This is a genomic window from Rhizobium sp. BR 315 (assembly GCF_050577975.1).
Lineage (GTDB): Bacteria > Pseudomonadota > Alphaproteobacteria > Rhizobiales > Rhizobiaceae > Rhizobium > Rhizobium miluonense.
Window position 1 is genome coordinate 1 of record NZ_JARWKZ010000045.1, and the last position, 14140, is coordinate 14140.

Sequence of the window (14140 nt, forward strand, 5' to 3'; positions counted from 1 at the left end):
GAGTTCTCCCAATTCACGCCGTACGTCCCCGTACAGTCTTTTCGTGCGGTATTTGCTGCCAAAAACAACGTGATACTTGCAGTCCCACGTCGCATGCGAGAGCGGTTGTTCATCCATAGAACCTCCTTGTTCGAAGTCTGGGCCAACCCAGCGGTTCAAGCAGGAGGTCTCTCAACTACCGTGTAGAACTCGTCCAGTCCTCCACCGTAGGTGGAGGTTTATTCATGAATATAAGAAAAGGCCCCGCACTGGCGAGGCCTTGTAGGTTCGCGTCGCGCCTGCGGCATCGTCGCAGGCGCAGACAAGTTGCTTCGTCTCAAATCAGAAGTTCCGCTCGAAACGGAGAATGCCGGCAACCGTATCATCCTTGATATAGTCGTAATGCATGTAGGTTACTTCAGGCTCGATCAGGAAATCCTTGACCGGGTGGATCTTGAGGTTTGTCGTTGCCTCGAAAATCTTCGATTCCGTATAGGCCAGCTGCAGATTCCATTTCAGCTTGTCATTGATCGGAACACCAACCCCGCCCCAAAGAGCCCAATCACCCCAGCCGCATTTGGCGGCATTGACGGTGCCGTTCGACGCCGTGCAGGCCGAAATATCCTGGTTGGTGCCGGCATATTTGTTCAGCTTGTCGCCATCAGTGTTCCAGCCTCCCATCAGGAAGGCTTCCACGCCACCGAATTTGGCATCGATGCGCGCCTTGATGGCGCCTTCCTCGGCGATCGAATCATAACCGCCGACGATCTTGAAGCCCCAATCACCGACCTTGTAACCAGCACCGGCGACGACGTCGGGAGCGTAGTGATTGGCCTTGCCGTCAGTCCACCAGCCTGCGCCATAGGATGCGCCGGAGCCGGTGGAGTAGCTGTCTTCGAGCGAGATGACCGCCGTAAAGCCGTTACCGGCATCGTAATTGTAGGTCAGCTGGTTCAGTTCATAAGGGCCATCATAGATCGCATCGTCGTTGATGACATCGCCGGCATAGCCCGCATAGAGATTGAATTGGGAATCGAGCTTGCCGACGGTGAAACCCGCGAGGCTGATATTGGCGAACAGCAGCTTGGACGAAGTGGCACCTCCATCGTGCCACTCCCAGCGGTCGACGGTGTTGGTCTTCAGGGGGCCGTATTCCGTGTCGGTGGCAGTATCGACATTGAGCTCTACGCGCTCATGCCAGAGCGTGCCGACCTTGCTGCGCGGATTGTAGGCATCGTACCACTCGCCTTCGGTACGGACCTTGCCGCCGATCTTCAGGCAGGTTTCAGTGCCCGGAATATAGAAATAGCCGGTGCCATAGGCATCGCAGATGCGGACATATTCCAGTGGCTCTGGTTCGGCAGACACGATTGCATCTGCAGCATGGGCAGCGCTCGCTGCGGCAATTGCAGCGGCGGAGCCAAGAAGAAGGCCCTTGATGTTCATGGTATCTCCATTCGACGATCCATCAGGGATGGAGTCTCCCGGCAGACAATCTCTTGCCTCTCCATAGCCTGACTGGCTGTTTCCCTTCCCCAAAGGGGTGAAGCAACGAAGCTTCATTATGAAGACTGGACCCGGAGATAAAGTGGAGCAAGTCAACAAGGCCGGCTAACGATTTCCCGCGGCACAGAGGCGGAGTCGTGTGACAAAATCGTCACCGCCATTCATTCGAGCCATCAACACGAAACAAGGTTGCGCCTGCAGGGGCGGGGCGGCGCGTCTCAAGCTACCAAAGATTGCATTCGGTCAATCGCACCGACACCTGCGCAGGTCGTCTTCGACCGCATGCTTGTTCTGCGAAGCAAGTGTTATCGCACCTGGTCGAGTAGGCGCTTGCACTCCAGAAGGTCGTAAAGCGTTTCCTGCAGCAGAGCCCGATCTTCTTTGCCGACACTGGATTTGCCGAGAGAAACATCCGGCACGCCATCGTCACCGCTTACGAAATTGAAGAAGCGGCGGCTTATCGGCGCCTTGGCGCGGCCGACGACCTGATCTTCATCCGGATTGGCGGAGTTCACTCTCGGCTCGACGGGTGCGTGCTCCTGCGCCGCAGAGGCCAGAGCCTCCACGCTGGCGAGATCTCCATGACCGACCGCGATGACGAACTTGTTGCCATTGGTCTTCAAGAGCTTCTGCACGCCCTTGATCGTATAGCCGTGATCGTAGAGCAGGTGGCGGATGCCATTCAGCAGGTCGACGTCCTCGGGTCGATAATAACGCCTACCGCCGCCGCGCTTCATCGGCTTGATTTGCGGAAAGCGGGTCTCCCAGAACCGTAGGACATGCTGCGGCAGATCAAGGTCTTCCGCAACTTCGCTGATCGTGCGAAATGCATCCGGGCTCTTGTCCATCATCATACTCCCACAGCGCGAATGCGGCGCCATTCGGGCCGGATCACGCAAAACCGGATATCGACATCGTATCTCGCCAGGATACGAATCACCATATTTCAACGGTTTGGCAGTGGAAATTCAAGTGGCTTCTGCGGCTGCTGCACAAGCAAGCTGCAAAAGCAGCGGAAAAACGAACGACAAAGGCCGCAGCGCAAGGCATACGGCCTATGGGAAAATCGATCTTTCGACTGAATTAGGAAGCGGGATTGGCCGGCCTGGCTTTCGCCTTACGACTGGCATGCGCCTTCAGAATGCGGGTCTTCAAAACATTCGATGCCTTGAAAGTCATCACCCGCCGCGGAGAGATCGGCACTTCCTCGCCGGTCTTCGGATTTCGACCAATGCGTTCGTTTTTATCGCGCACCTGGAACGTCGCGAACGAGGAGAGCTTTACAGTCTCGCCACGCACGATGGCGTTGCAAATTTCATCGATCACCGTCTCGACAAGCTCTGCCGATTCCGTCCGGGAGAGGCCGACTTTCCGGAATACCGACTCCGCCAAATCTGCGCGCGTCACTGTCTTGCCCGTCATGGCTCCCCGCCCGTATTGATAGGTGATCTTATTCTAGTCGTGCGAGACTATTGCCCTTGCGCCAAACGGTCAAGCTCTTGTTCGGAATCGGCTTTTAGAGATATGGCGTTACCAGCGCAGCAGCACCGCACCCCAGGTGAAACCGCCGCCCATGGCCTCGAGCATCACCATATCGCCCTTCTTGATTCGCCCGTCACCGGCAGCAACCGCGATCGCCAACGGGATCGAAGCGGCCGACGTGTTGCCATGAAGGTCGACCGTGACCACAACTTTTTCGGGAGCAATTCCAAGCTTCTTGGCGGAGCCGTCGATGATGCGCCGGTTGGCCTGATGCGGCACCAGCCAGTCCAGATCGTCCACGGTCGCGCCGGTCGCATCGAAGGCAGCCTGGATGACGTCCGTGATCATGCCGACGGCGTGCTTGAACACCTCGCGCCCTGCCATATGCAGAACGCCGACCGTACCCGTCGAAGACGGCCCGCCGTCGACGTAGAGCTTTTCCTTGTGCGCGCCATCGGAGCGCAGGCTTGCCGCCAGCACGCCACGGTCCGTATTGGCGCCGCTCCCCTCGCCCGCCTCGAGGATCAGCGCACCGGCGCCGTCACCAAAGAGAACGCAGGTGGTGCGGTCGGTCCAGTCGAGGATGCGCGAGAATGTCTCGGCACCGATAACAAGCACGCGCTTGGCAAGGCCACCGCGAATATAGGCGTCCGCAGTCGTCACCGCATAGACAAAGCCGGTGCAGACGGCTTGGACATCGAAGGCAAAGCCGTGATGCATGCCGAGCCGGTTCTGGATATTGACCGCAGTTGCCGGAAAGGTGTTATCCGGCGTCGACGTCGCGACGATGATCAAATCGAGATCGTCGGGCGTCATCCCGGCATTGGCGAGAGCGGCGCGCGCCGCCTGCTCGCCCAGTGAAGCCGTGGTCTCGCCTTCGCCGGCTATGTAACGCTGGCGGATACCGGTGCGCTGGACAATCCAGTCATCGCTGGTGTCGACAACCTGTTCCATCTCGGCATTGGTCATGACGCGCTTGGGGAGCGCCGCCCCAAATCCGCGAACAACTGAACGGATCATTTCGCTTATACCCCGTAGCTCATGCCGCTTCCGGCCCGATCGGGGGCAGCCGTTTGGCATGGTATTTTTTCAAATCGTTTTCGATTTTCTGTGTCAGCCCATTCTTGGCCATATCATAGCCGACATCGATGGCGGCCGCGAAAGCTTCTACATTCGCGCCGCCATGGCTCTTGATGACGATGCCGTTCAGGCCGAGAAAGACGCCGCCATTGACCTTGCTGGGATCCAGCTTCTCGCGCAGGAGATCGAAGGCGCCCTTGGCAAGGACATAGCCGATGCGCGCCAGCAGCGTGCGCGACATGGCCGCACGCAGATAGGAACCGATCTGCTTCGCCGTGCCTTCCGCCGCTTTCAGCGCGATATTGCCGGAAAAACCTTCCGTGACCACGACATCGACCGTACCCTTGCCGATATCGTCGCCCTCGACGAAGCCGAAATATTCCAGCGACTCGAGATTGGCTTCGCGGATCAGGCGGCCGGCATCCTTGACGTCTTCCTGGCCCTTGATCTCTTCGACGCCGACGTTCAGCAAGCCGATCGTCGGGCGCTCGATCTCGAAGAGCGCGCGGGCCATGGCGCCGCCCATCAGGGCGAAGTCGAGCAGCTGCTGCGCATCGGCGCCGATCGTGGCGCCGACATCGAGCACGATGCTTTCGCCGCGAAGCGTCGGCCAGATCGCCGCAATTGCCGGACGTTCGATATTCGCCATGGTGCGCAAACAGAATTTCGCCATCGCCATGAGCGCGCCGGTGTTGCCGGCGGAGACGACGACATCGGCGTCACCTGCCTTCACCGCCTCGATCGAACGCCACATGCTGGAAACGTAGCGGCCGCGGCGAAGCGCCTGGCTCGGCTTTTCATCCATGCTGATGGCAACGTCACATTCGTGAAAGACCGACTTTTCGCGAAGTTTCGGGTATTTAGCGAGGACCGCTTCGCAGCGATCCTTCTGTCCGTAGATGATGAATGTAATATCGGGATGCCTATCCAGCGCCTTGGCCGCGCCGGGAACAACAACCTCAGGGCCGAAGTCGCCACCCATTAGGTCAAGAGAAATTCTGATCACGCGTCCCTAGTCCTTTTTCTCCGCCGAGACCGGCGAATTTGGCGTCAAAATACCGTTTTCTCCCCCGGTTACAACTGATTTGTGCTCGATCGGCACCGGGACCTAATCCTTTTTCCAATCTTTTAGGACCGCAAACGGCGAAGGTTTCCTGTCATTTTCGCCGGTATCTTCCACATGCGCCTCGAACTCGACGCCGGGCTTGCGCGGGTAAGGATCGATGGCAAGAGCGGCGAATTCCGCAACGACGGCGCCGGCATCGATCGTATCCCCAGTGAACGTCTCCGGAAGATCCGGGCCGTCCGGATCGAGCACCATTTCGCCCGCATCCATCGAAGGCGAGCGCGCCAGCTTGGAATCCTCCGGCACGAAGATGTGCTCGAAATCCTCATCGATCTCAGATTCGACCGGCTCGAGCGTGACGACGCAAGCCTGGGTGATCTTTGCCTTCACGTTGCCTTTAACCCGCACCCCGTCACGCTTCCAGCGCGAGATCTTGAGATCGGCCTCCAGCTTTTCCACGGAAAGGACATCCCAAAGCTTAGCAAGCCCGGCAAGCTCGCGCTTGTCCGCCTCGACATGCACGTCGACGGGATTGGCCGAGATGTGGCCGACCTTCACGAGATAGGAAAAGGGCGTTTCGTCGGAACCGTGTGTTTTCATACCTGCCTCCTATAACTACTCTTGGCCGCGCCCGGACGGCAGCGGCAGCGCCGCCGAACCGGTAGCGAGCTCGGCCTCCGTCACGGCAGCCAGATGCGCCTCCGCCGTCATCATCCAGTCGGCCAGCGGGACCATCGACGCCGCGCCCTCATCCGCCTTCGGATAGATGTTGCGCCGAAGCGCCGCCGCAAGGGCGATGCGATCATCGACGTCCATGGCAGCCGCATAGCTTTCAAGCCGCCCGTAAAACATACCGGCCAGTTTCTTCATGCGCTTCGGCACGCTGTTGTCACCGATTCCCAGTTCGCGGATCGAATAGTCGATATCCTCGAAAAACGCATCGACGATTTCCTGCGCAAGTTCCTGGCCGCTGGTCGCGGAAGACCGCGTGCGGCGAAAAAACAGGATCATGACCACCGAAAGCAATTCGAAGCGCCCCATCACCGTGTCGGGCACGTCATAGTCGGTATAGAAAACCGGCTGCCGCGCCGTCGATGTCAGGAGTTCATATTGCCTGACGACGATGATCTGATTGTGATTTCTTTTGCGAAAGAGCCCAAAAATCATGAGAATTCCCGGTATTGGCTCATTCAGAGCGCGCCGTTTTTGCTTGGCCTTGTTGCATCCACGCAAAAGCTGGTTTACCGAAGCAGGCGCGAATTGCAATGCCGTTTTGCCCGCTTCGAGGCTCCTGCCCTTAACCGTCGTCACGTTGTGAATGATCGGTGATGAAGAGTGCCGAACAGCATCTTGTGCCTTTTTCAATCGCGGAAAGGCCACAATGATGTGCACAGCAAGGTCATACCGGCCGTCCGGCCATCGGATTGATTCATTAGGGGAGATGAGATGTCGTTGACCAGACGGTATTTCAAGTCTGACATATCTTTCAGCAGCACTGCCGCCATCGCCCTGGTGATTGCGACCATGGGACTTTCGGGTTGCAAGACCAGCGAGGTCATGAACAACGGCTACATCTTCGATCCGCAGTCGCTCGCGCTTGCGCCGGTCGGTTCAAGCCGCGAGCAGGTTCTGCTCTCGCTCGGCACGCCTTCGACCACCGCGACGTTCGACGGCGAGGTTTTCTACTACATCTCGCAGAAGCGCACGCGCGCTGCTGCCTTCATGAAGCCGAAGCTGGTCGACCAGAACATCCTGGCGATCTACTTCGACAAGGATGGCATCGTGAAGCAGGAAGCCAATTACGCGCTGAAGGACGGCAAGGTCTTCGACATGATCAGCCGCACGACGCCGACGGGCGGTCGCGACATCACCTTCCTGCAACAGATCCTGCAGGGCGGCGGCAGCGGCATCAACGGCGCGAGGAACTTCCTCAACAACCTCAATCCGGGCCAATAAGCCGGGAAGCTATTGCAGAGAAAAACCCGCGAGGCTTGCGCCCCGCGGGTTTTCTTTATGCATCCGGTTTGCTTTCCCTAGAGCCGGATGATTTTAGGTCGAACCGACCTAAAATCTGAATCCGCGCTAGAATCAAAGAAGTAGAGCATGATGTCGTGCGAAAACCGCAGACACTTTTCGGCATCATGCTCTATCCGGCAAGGATGGCGAGCAGCAGCAATGCGACGATATTGGTGATCTTGATCGCCGGATTGACGGCGGGGCCAGCCGTATCCTTGTAGGGATCGCCGACGGTGTCGCCCGTGACTGAGGCCTTATGCGCTTCGGAGCCCTTCATATGGCGTGTCCCGTCCTTGTCGACGAAGCCATCCTCGAAGCTCTTCTTGGCATTGTCCCATGCACCGCCGCCCGACGTCATCGAGATGGCGACGAAGAGGCCGTTGATGATCACGCCGAGCAGCGAAGCGCCAAGTGCGGCGAAAGCCGAAGCCTTGGAGCCGGAAAGCAGCAGAACGCCGAAATAGACGACGATGGGTGCTAGAACCGGCAAGAGCGACGGGATGATCATTTCGCGAATAGCGGCCTTGGTCAGCAGATCGACGGCGCGGCCGTAGTCGGGACGCTCCGTGCCCAGCATGATGCCCGGCTTCTCGCGAAATTGCCGGCGCACTTCCTCGACGATGGAACCGGCAGCGCGGCCGACGGCCGTCATGGCGATACCGCCGAAGAGATAGGGAATGAGGCCGCCGAACAGCAACCCGGCAACAACGTAAGGGTTCGAAAGCTCGAACGAGATCGTGCCCACATTGGCGAAGTAAGGGAACTTATCGCCGTGAGCGGCGAAGTACCGCAGGTCGTTCGAATAGGCTGCGAACAATACCAGCGCGCCGAGGCCGGCCGAACCGATGGCATATCCCTTGGTGACGGCTTTGGTGGTGTTGCCGACCGCATCCAGCGCATCGGTGGATTTGCGCACTTCCGGCGGAAGATGCGACATTTCCGCGATGCCGCCGGCATTGTCCGTGACCGGGCCGAAGGCGTCGAGCGCGACGATCATGCCGGCGAGGCCAAGCATGGCCGTCACGGCAATGCCCGTGCCGAACAGGCCGCCAAGCTGATAAGTAGCGATGATGCCGCCGACGATGACGATTGCCGGCAGCGCCGTCGATTCGAGCGAGACAGCGAGGCCTTGGATGACATTGGTGCCGTGACCGGTCACCGACGCCTGGGCGATGGAGTTGACCGGCCGCTTGTTCGTGCCGGTATAGTATTCGGTGATGACGACGATCAGCGCCGTGACGATCAGACCGACGATGCCGCAGGCAAAGAGCCTCGTGCCGGTGATATCGAAGCCGGCGACGGTGCCGATAGAGCCCCAGCCAATGGTCAGCGAGGTGGCTGCACCGAGACCGATGATCGACAGGATGCCCGTGGCGATCAGGCCCTTGTAGAGTGCGCCCATGATGGAGCCATTGGCACCGAGCTTTACGAAGAACGTGCCGATGATCGAGGTGATGATGCAGGCGCCGCAGATCGCCAGCGGATAGATCATGGCGGAGCCGAGGATCGGTGAGCCGGCAAAGAAGATTGAAGCGAGAACCATCGTCGCGACGACGGAAACCGCATAGGTCTCGAACAAGTCTGCCGCCATGCCGGCGCAATCGCCGACATTGTCGCCGACGTTATCGGCGATGGTGGCTGGGTTGCGCGGATCGTCCTCCGGAATACCGGCCTCAACCTTGCCGACGAGGTCGCCGCCGACGTCGGCGCCCTTGGTGAAGATGCCGCCGCCGAGACGGGCGAAGATCGAGATCAGCGACGCACCGAAACCGAGGGCCACCAGCGCGTCGATGACATCGCGCGAGCCGGCTTCATGACCGACGACCACCGTCAGAAAATAGAAATAGATGGAAACGCCAAGCAGGGCGAGACCCGCGACGAGCATGCCGGTGATGGCGCCCGACTTGAAGGCGATGTCGAGGCCCGCGGACAAGCTCTGCGACGAGGCTTGCGCGGTGCGGACATTGGCGCGCACGGAGACGTGCATGCCAATGAAACCTGCGGCGCCTGAGAGGATTGCGCCGATCAGGAAGCCAAAAGCGGCTTCGGACGACAAGAGGAGCCAGGCCGCGATGAAAACAATGACCCCGACAATGGCAATGGTTCTATATTGACGCGCAAGATAAGCCTGCGCTCCTTCACGAATATACCCGGCAATCTCTTGCATGCGGGCGTTGCCCTGATCGGCAGCGAGCACCGATCGAGTTGCCCATACGGCATAGATGACCGAGAGCAGTCCGCATGCGATCACTCCTAAAAGAATCGACATTTCGCTTTTTCCCTCCAAAAAAACCGGCGGTTCACTCCTCCCCCGGCCGCCTGCGACGTCGGTCGCTCCCCTCCTCCAGGGCAATCGACAGATGTGCAATGCGAGATTGCTGTTGAGAAAACGTCGCGTCAAGACCGCCCGCGGGTAAAACGCCCGCAGGAGGTTCAAAAGAATATTCGGAGATGAAATCAGGCGCGAACGAAGGAAACGAAAGTGCTGAACTTTGCCTTATTCGGGCTTGGCGAAACCTATTTCTTGGCTTCGCCGCGAACCTGCTTGGCGATTCGGTCGAGCACGGCGTTTACGAGCTTCGGCTCGTCCTCTTCGAAGAAGGCATGCGCGATCTCGACATATTCGGTGACGATGACCGGAACCGGCACGTCCTTGCGGTCGAGCAGCTCGAATGTGCCGGCACGCAGGATGGCGCGTACGGTGCTGTCGAGACGCGACAGCGCCCAGTCGTCCTGAAGGGCGGAGCCGATCAGCGGGTCGAGCCGGGTCTGCTCGCGCACGACACCGGACACGATGGAGCGGAACCAGGAGGCGTCGGCCTTCAGATAGGTCTCGCCGTCCAGCTCCTGTCCGAGACGGTGGGCCTCGTATTCAGCCACCACCTCGAGAACGCCGGTTCCGCCGATATCCATCTGATAGAGCGCCTGCACCGCCGCAAGGCGCGCTGCGCCCCGCTGGTTGGCGGGCTTTGCCGGTCGCTCGTTATCCTGATTGCTCATGAATTATGCACCCAACTTCTCTTTCAGCGCGATCATGGTCAGCGCCGCGCGAGCGGCAAAGCCGCCCTTGTCCTTGTCCGAACGGCGGGCGCGTGCCCATGCCTGCTCATCGTTCTCGACGGTCAGGATACCGTTGCCGATCGCGAGGGATTCGCTGACGGCCAGATCCATCAGCGCCCGCGAAGATTCATTGGCGACGATATCGAAATGATAGGTTTCGCCGCGGATGACCATGCCGAGGGCGACATAGCCATCATAGATGACGCCGCCATTATCGCCGCCGTCGAGCGCCATTGCAATCGCAGCCGGGATCTCCAGCGCGCCGGGCACGGTAACGATGTCATAGGTCGCGCCGGCGGCGTCGAGAGCGGCCTTGGCGCCGTCGAGCAGAGCATCGGCCATATCATCGTAGAAGCGGGCTTCGATGATGAGGATATGGGCATTGGAAGAGCTGGACATACATCACCTGAGGATTGAGAGGGGGCGCGGCACCTTATTAGGCCGGGTCAAACCACGGCGGGCCTCACTTGGCAAGTGTTTTTCAATGGTCCATGCCGATTCCGACCCTATTTGGAAATGATCGGAGCGACGCAGAAATTGTGGCTTCCGCGCACGCAACCGCTTCGATAATAATTTCGGGCCTGCAAAGGGGGAATTCATGACGAAGAAATCCGCACCCGCCGTCAATGTCGGCGAGCTTGAACTGGAGCACTGGCAGCAGGGCAGCTTCTTTGCCGGCAGCGATACGTCCTTCGGGTCGATGCTCGGGCTGAAGCAGCTCGGGATCAGTTACAACGAGGTGCCGCCGGGCAAATCCGGTTGTCCGTTTCACAATCACCACGTCGAGGAAGAGCTTTTCGTCATTCTCGATGGCGAAGGCGAATATCGCTTCGGCGATCAACGTATCGCGGTCAGCAAGGGCGATGTGCTGGGTGCTCCGGCAGGCGGCCCGGAGACGGCGCATCAGCTGATCAATATCGGCCCCGGCGTGCTGGTCTATCTTGCCATTTCCACGAAGGCGCGAACCGAAATTGTCGAATATCCCGATTCCGGCAAATTCCTGGCCAAGACCTACAGCGACGGCAAGACAGCGTTCCGTGCGATCGGTCGTGCCGCCGCTGCCAACCTCGATTACTGGGACGGCGAGCCCGGCGCCTCGAACGACTGAATATCACCAAATTTTGTCAGCAAAGATCCGTAGCTATGACCGTTATTCCGACGTTGACGACCGACCGCCTTTTGCTGCGCGGACACAGACTGGATGATTTCGATGACTTCCTGGCTCTCTGGAAGCACAAGGATCTCGTCCGCTTCATCGGCGGCGAGATGCCGACGCGCGAGCAGGTCTGGGCTCGCCTCCTGCGCTATGCCGGCCTGTGGCACCATCTCGGCTTCGGCTTCTTCGCAGTCGAGGAACGGCAAAGCGGGAAGCTGATCGGCGAAGTTGGCTTCCTCGATCTGCATCGGGACATGACCCCGTCAACGGAGGGCACGCTGGAGGCCGGCTGGGGTATTACACCGCCGATGCAGGGCAAGGGCTATGCGACGGAAGCCATGAGCGCGGCTATCGCCTGGGCCGACGGGCAGTTCGCGGGCCGGCGCATGACTTGCATCGTAGAGATCGAGAACAGATCATCGCTACGCGTGGCCGAGAAAATCGGCTTCCGCCGGATCGGTGAGATCATCTTCAAAGATAAGTCCCACGTGATGTTCGAGCGTTAGGCATCGTTTCGGAGGGCTCATCATGCCGGTGTCGCACGAAAAGTTCTCGATCAAGCCTTACGATCCGGATGATACGCAGGCGACGATCGACATTTTCCTGCGGGCCATTCGAGAGGTAGCTTCAGAAGATTACAGCCAGGCGCAGATTGCCGCCTGGGCAAAGGTCGATGACGTCGAAGCCTGGACGCGGCATCGGGCAAGCCGGCCGACCTGGCTTGCGATGGATTGCTCCACGCCCGTCGGCTTTACCGATCTGAAATCGGATGGCTGCCTGGATATGATGTTCGTCGATCCCGACTATCAGGGAAGAGGTGTCGCCAGCCTGTTGCTTGCGACTGTCGAAAGCGCAGCCCGCAAACAGGGCTTTCAGCGGATTTTCACCGAAGCGAGCCTGACCGCCCGCCCCTTCTTCGAGCGCAAAGGCTTTGCCGTCGTGGCCGCGCAGAAGGTCGAAAAGCGCGGCCAGACGCTGGCAAATTTCCTCATGGAGAAGATACTCGCATAAGACTGCCGAGGCGCCCCCAGAGCGCGCGCCTCCCTGGCGGCTAGCCAGTGAAACTCAGGCCTCGCGGACGACCGGGAACTCCGCCAGCCGTGCAGCGTAGCGCGCCATGGTGTCGACCTCGAAATTGACGAAGTCGCCGGCCTTGCGTGCGCCCCAGGTCGTGACCTCGAGCGAGTGGCGGATCAGCAGCACGTCGAATTCCAGGCCATCGACAGCGTTAACCGTGAGCGATGTGCCGTCGAGCGCAACCGAACCTTTCGGAGCGACGAACTTGGCGAGGTGTTCCGGCGCACGTAGGCGGAAGCGGGTGGCCTCGCCTTCGGGCGTCACGGAGAGAATTTCCGCCTTGCCGTCGATATGGCCGGAAACGATGTGCCCGCCGAGTTCGTCACCGATCTTGAGGGAGCGCTCGAGGTTGATCTTGTTGCCGGTTTCCCAGGTGCCGATCGTCGTCAGGCGCAGGGCTTCTTCCCACGCCTCAACCTCGAACCAGCGCCCATTGCTGCCCTGCTCCGGCAGTCCGGTGACCGTCAGGCAAACGCCGGCATGCGAAATCGAAGCACCCATGTCGATCGTTGCCGGATCGTAATTGGTGGCAACGCGCAGCTTGATGCCTTCCTTCATGGGGGAAATGGATTCGACCGTGCCGACGTCGGTGACAATTCCGGTAAACATCAAAAACCTCTTTCGTATTCGTCGCAGACATCATCGCCGAAGCGGCTCTGTCCGATATGCATGAAACTGGCTGGGATATTGGATTTGAGGACCGGGGATTCAATACCGCCTTCGCCGATATCAGCCGGCCCCTGAAACAAGAGGATGCGATCGACGAGATCCGCATCGAGGAACCGCTGCGCCATCCTGGCGCCCCCCTCCACCAGCAGAGACGAGATGCCGCGGGTGCCAAGCGCCTCCAGCAACCCTCCCAGTTCGTTCGTATTCGATTGCAATACCTCGACGCCCGCAGCATCCAGGGCAGCTCGGCGCCCCAGGAAGGCGGCATCGGTGCTGTCGTCGAAGGACGGTGGATGAGCGGCGACCGCGATGACCGGATACTTCCGCGCCGTCCGCACCAGCTTGCTGCCGAAGGGAAGCTGCAGTTGCTCGTCGATGACGATGCGCAAGGGCGAGCGGTCTTCCAGGCCGGGAATCCGGCAGGTCAATTCCGGATCGTCGGCGATCGCCGTGCCGATGCCGACGAGAATGGCGTCGCTTTCGGCGCGCAGCATCTGCACTTCCGCCCGAGCGGCATCTCCGGTGATGCGCACCTGCCCCTCGCCCGTTTTACCAATCATGCCATCGGCGGAAATGGCAAGTTTCAGAGTCACATAGGGCCGATTTCTCGTCTGGCGCATGAGGTAGCCTGCCAGAGATCGCCTGCCCTCCGTCTCCAGAATGCCGGTATCGACTTCGATGCCGGCATTGCGCAGCATGGTGATGCCACGGCCGGAAACGCGCTGATCGGGGTCGGTGACGCTGATGACGACACGCGCTACGCCGTACGCGATCAACGCCTCGGCGCAGGGCGGCGTTTTGCCGTAATGCGAACAGGGTTCGAGCGTCACATAGGCTGTGGCGCCCCTCGCCGCTTCACCAGCCTCGGCAAGCGCCTGAGGCTCGGCATGCGGGCGGCCACCCACGGCTGTGACGCCGCGGCCAATGACCACGCCATCCCTGACGATAAGGCAGCCGACGGAGGGATTGGTCGAGGTCAGCCCCAGATGCGTGCGCGACAGGCGGATCGCCTCCGCCATGAAACGCTCGTCTTCCGGCCGCTGCGCCAT

Annotated in this window: 17 protein-coding genes; 4 read left to right on the top strand and 13 right to left on the bottom strand. The window is 59.8% G+C overall.

The window, feature by feature from the left end; translation table 11 throughout:
• The 8 genes from QD409_RS27990 to QD409_RS28025 form a co-directional block, all read right to left on the bottom strand.
• On the bottom strand, positions 1–117 hold a 117-nt coding region (locus QD409_RS27990), incomplete at its 3' end, for a transposase (RefSeq protein WP_430763276.1).
• Between the two features lie 204 nt (positions 118–321).
• Positions 322–1425, bottom strand: coding sequence for a porin (locus QD409_RS27995; protein WP_092852317.1), 1104 nt, complete (start codon positions 1423–1425; stop codon positions 322–324).
• A 365-nt stretch (positions 1426–1790) separates the two neighbouring features.
• Positions 1791–2339: a MerR family transcriptional regulator gene (locus QD409_RS28000; protein ID WP_092852315.1), complete on the bottom strand. Its 549-nt coding sequence runs from the start codon at positions 2337–2339 to the stop codon at positions 1791–1793.
• A gap of 229 nt (positions 2340–2568) precedes the next feature.
• Positions 2569–2907, bottom strand: coding sequence for an integration host factor subunit alpha (locus QD409_RS28005; protein WP_007692773.1), 339 nt, complete (start codon positions 2905–2907; stop codon positions 2569–2571).
• Between the two features lie 108 nt (positions 2908–3015).
• A complete protein-coding gene (locus QD409_RS28010; RefSeq protein ID WP_092852313.1) occupies positions 3016–3987 on the bottom strand; it encodes a beta-ketoacyl-ACP synthase III in 972 nt (323 codons plus the stop codon).
• Positions 3988–4006: 19 nt separating this feature from the next.
• On the bottom strand, positions 4007–5053 hold the full coding sequence (gene plsX / locus QD409_RS28015; RefSeq protein WP_430764213.1) for a phosphate acyltransferase PlsX: 1047 nt from the start codon (positions 5051–5053) through the stop codon (positions 4007–4009).
• 102 nt (positions 5054–5155) lie between these two features.
• Complete coding sequence (locus QD409_RS28020; protein WP_430764214.1) at positions 5156–5713, bottom strand: YceD family protein; 558 nt, start codon at positions 5711–5713, stop codon at positions 5156–5158.
• 15 nt (positions 5714–5728) lie between these two features.
• Positions 5729–6280 carry a ubiquinol-cytochrome C chaperone family protein gene (locus tag QD409_RS28025; RefSeq protein ID WP_092852307.1) on the bottom strand — a complete coding sequence of 184 codons (552 nt, stop codon included), beginning with the start codon at positions 6278–6280 and terminating at the stop codon, positions 5729–5731.
• 279 nt (positions 6281–6559) lie between these two features.
• Here QD409_RS28025 and QD409_RS28030 point away from each other — a divergent pair, with 279 nt between their 5' ends.
• On the top strand, positions 6560–7069 hold the full coding sequence (locus tag QD409_RS28030) for an outer membrane protein assembly factor BamE (protein WP_092852305.1): 510 nt from the start codon (positions 6560–6562) through the stop codon (positions 7067–7069).
• A gap of 190 nt (positions 7070–7259) precedes the next feature.
• Here QD409_RS28030 and QD409_RS28035 read toward each other — a convergent pair whose 3' ends face one another.
• From QD409_RS28035 to ribH, 3 genes are all read right to left on the bottom strand, one after another.
• Positions 7260–9398 carry a sodium-translocating pyrophosphatase gene (locus QD409_RS28035; RefSeq protein ID WP_430764215.1) on the bottom strand — a complete coding sequence of 713 codons (2139 nt, stop codon included), beginning with the start codon at positions 9396–9398 and terminating at the stop codon, positions 7260–7262.
• Between the two features lie 248 nt (positions 9399–9646).
• Positions 9647–10129 carry a transcription antitermination factor NusB gene (gene nusB / locus QD409_RS28040; protein WP_004122322.1) on the bottom strand — a complete coding sequence of 161 codons (483 nt, stop codon included), beginning with the start codon at positions 10127–10129 and terminating at the stop codon, positions 9647–9649.
• A 3-nt stretch (positions 10130–10132) separates the two neighbouring features.
• Positions 10133–10588: a 6,7-dimethyl-8-ribityllumazine synthase gene (ribH, locus tag QD409_RS28045; protein ID WP_092852301.1), complete on the bottom strand. Its 456-nt coding sequence runs from the start codon at positions 10586–10588 to the stop codon at positions 10133–10135.
• A gap of 199 nt (positions 10589–10787) precedes the next feature.
• Here ribH and QD409_RS28050 point away from each other — a divergent pair, with 199 nt between their 5' ends.
• The 3 genes from QD409_RS28050 to QD409_RS28060 are packed head-to-tail and all read left to right on the top strand — an operon-like array spanning position 10788 to position 12356.
• On the top strand, positions 10788–11297 hold the full coding sequence (locus tag QD409_RS28050) for a cupin domain-containing protein (protein ID WP_092852299.1): 510 nt from the start codon (positions 10788–10790) through the stop codon (positions 11295–11297).
• 35 nt (positions 11298–11332) lie between these two features.
• Positions 11333–11851: a GNAT family N-acetyltransferase gene (locus QD409_RS28055; RefSeq protein ID WP_092852297.1), complete on the top strand. Its 519-nt coding sequence runs from the start codon at positions 11333–11335 to the stop codon at positions 11849–11851.
• Between the two features lie 22 nt (positions 11852–11873).
• Complete coding sequence (locus QD409_RS28060; protein WP_092852295.1) at positions 11874–12356, top strand: GNAT family N-acetyltransferase; 483 nt, start codon at positions 11874–11876, stop codon at positions 12354–12356.
• 54 nt (positions 12357–12410) lie between these two features.
• On the opposite strand, the gene QD409_RS28065 is transcribed toward QD409_RS28060, so the two are convergent.
• Both QD409_RS28065 and ribD read right to left on the bottom strand, forming a co-directional pair.
• On the bottom strand, positions 12411–13031 hold the full coding sequence (locus tag QD409_RS28065) for a riboflavin synthase (protein WP_092852293.1): 621 nt from the start codon (positions 13029–13031) through the stop codon (positions 12411–12413).
• On the bottom strand, positions 13031–14140 hold the full coding sequence (ribD, locus tag QD409_RS28070) for a bifunctional diaminohydroxyphosphoribosylaminopyrimidine deaminase/5-amino-6-(5-phosphoribosylamino)uracil reductase RibD (RefSeq protein ID WP_092852291.1): 1110 nt from the start codon (positions 14138–14140) through the stop codon (positions 13031–13033). The genes QD409_RS28065 and ribD overlap by 1 nt, the downstream gene beginning before the upstream one ends.

Bases quoted from the DNA above. Each gene is read 5' to 3' on its own strand.
- QD409_RS27995 (WP_092852317.1), bottom strand. From the start codon at position 1,425: ATGAACATCAAGGGCCTTCTTCTTGGCTCCGCCGCTGCAATTGCCGCA.
- QD409_RS28000 (WP_092852315.1), bottom strand. From the start codon at position 2,339: ATGATGATGGACAAGAGCCCGGATGCATTTCGCACGATCAGCGAAGTT.
- QD409_RS28005 (WP_007692773.1), bottom strand. From the start codon at position 2,907: ATGACGGGCAAGACAGTGACGCGCGCAGATTTGGCGGAGTCGGTATTC.
- QD409_RS28010 (WP_092852313.1), bottom strand. From the start codon at position 3,987: ATGATCCGTTCAGTTGTTCGCGGATTTGGGGCGGCGCTCCCCAAGCGC.
- QD409_RS28020 (WP_430764214.1), bottom strand. From the start codon at position 5,713: ATGAAAACACACGGTTCCGACGAAACGCCCTTTTCCTATCTCGTGAAG.
- QD409_RS28025 (WP_092852307.1), bottom strand. From the start codon at position 6,280: ATGATTTTTGGGCTCTTTCGCAAAAGAAATCACAATCAGATCATCGTC.
- QD409_RS28030 (WP_092852305.1), top strand. From the start codon at position 6,560: ATGTCGTTGACCAGACGGTATTTCAAGTCTGACATATCTTTCAGCAGC.
- QD409_RS28035 (WP_430764215.1), bottom strand. From the start codon at position 9,398: ATGTCGATTCTTTTAGGAGTGATCGCATGCGGACTGCTCTCGGTCATC.
- nusB (WP_004122322.1), bottom strand. From the start codon at position 10,129: ATGAGCAATCAGGATAACGAGCGACCGGCAAAGCCCGCCAACCAGCGG.
- ribH (WP_092852301.1), bottom strand. From the start codon at position 10,588: ATGTCCAGCTCTTCCAATGCCCATATCCTCATCATCGAAGCCCGCTTC.
- QD409_RS28050 (WP_092852299.1), top strand. From the start codon at position 10,788: ATGACGAAGAAATCCGCACCCGCCGTCAATGTCGGCGAGCTTGAACTG.
- QD409_RS28055 (WP_092852297.1), top strand. From the start codon at position 11,333: ATGACCGTTATTCCGACGTTGACGACCGACCGCCTTTTGCTGCGCGGA.
- QD409_RS28060 (WP_092852295.1), top strand. From the start codon at position 11,874: ATGCCGGTGTCGCACGAAAAGTTCTCGATCAAGCCTTACGATCCGGAT.
- QD409_RS28065 (WP_092852293.1), bottom strand. From the start codon at position 13,031: ATGTTTACCGGAATTGTCACCGACGTCGGCACGGTCGAATCCATTTCC.
- ribD (WP_092852291.1), bottom strand. From the start codon at position 14,140: ATGGCGCAGCGGCCGGAAGACGAGCGTTTCATGGCGGAGGCGATCCGC.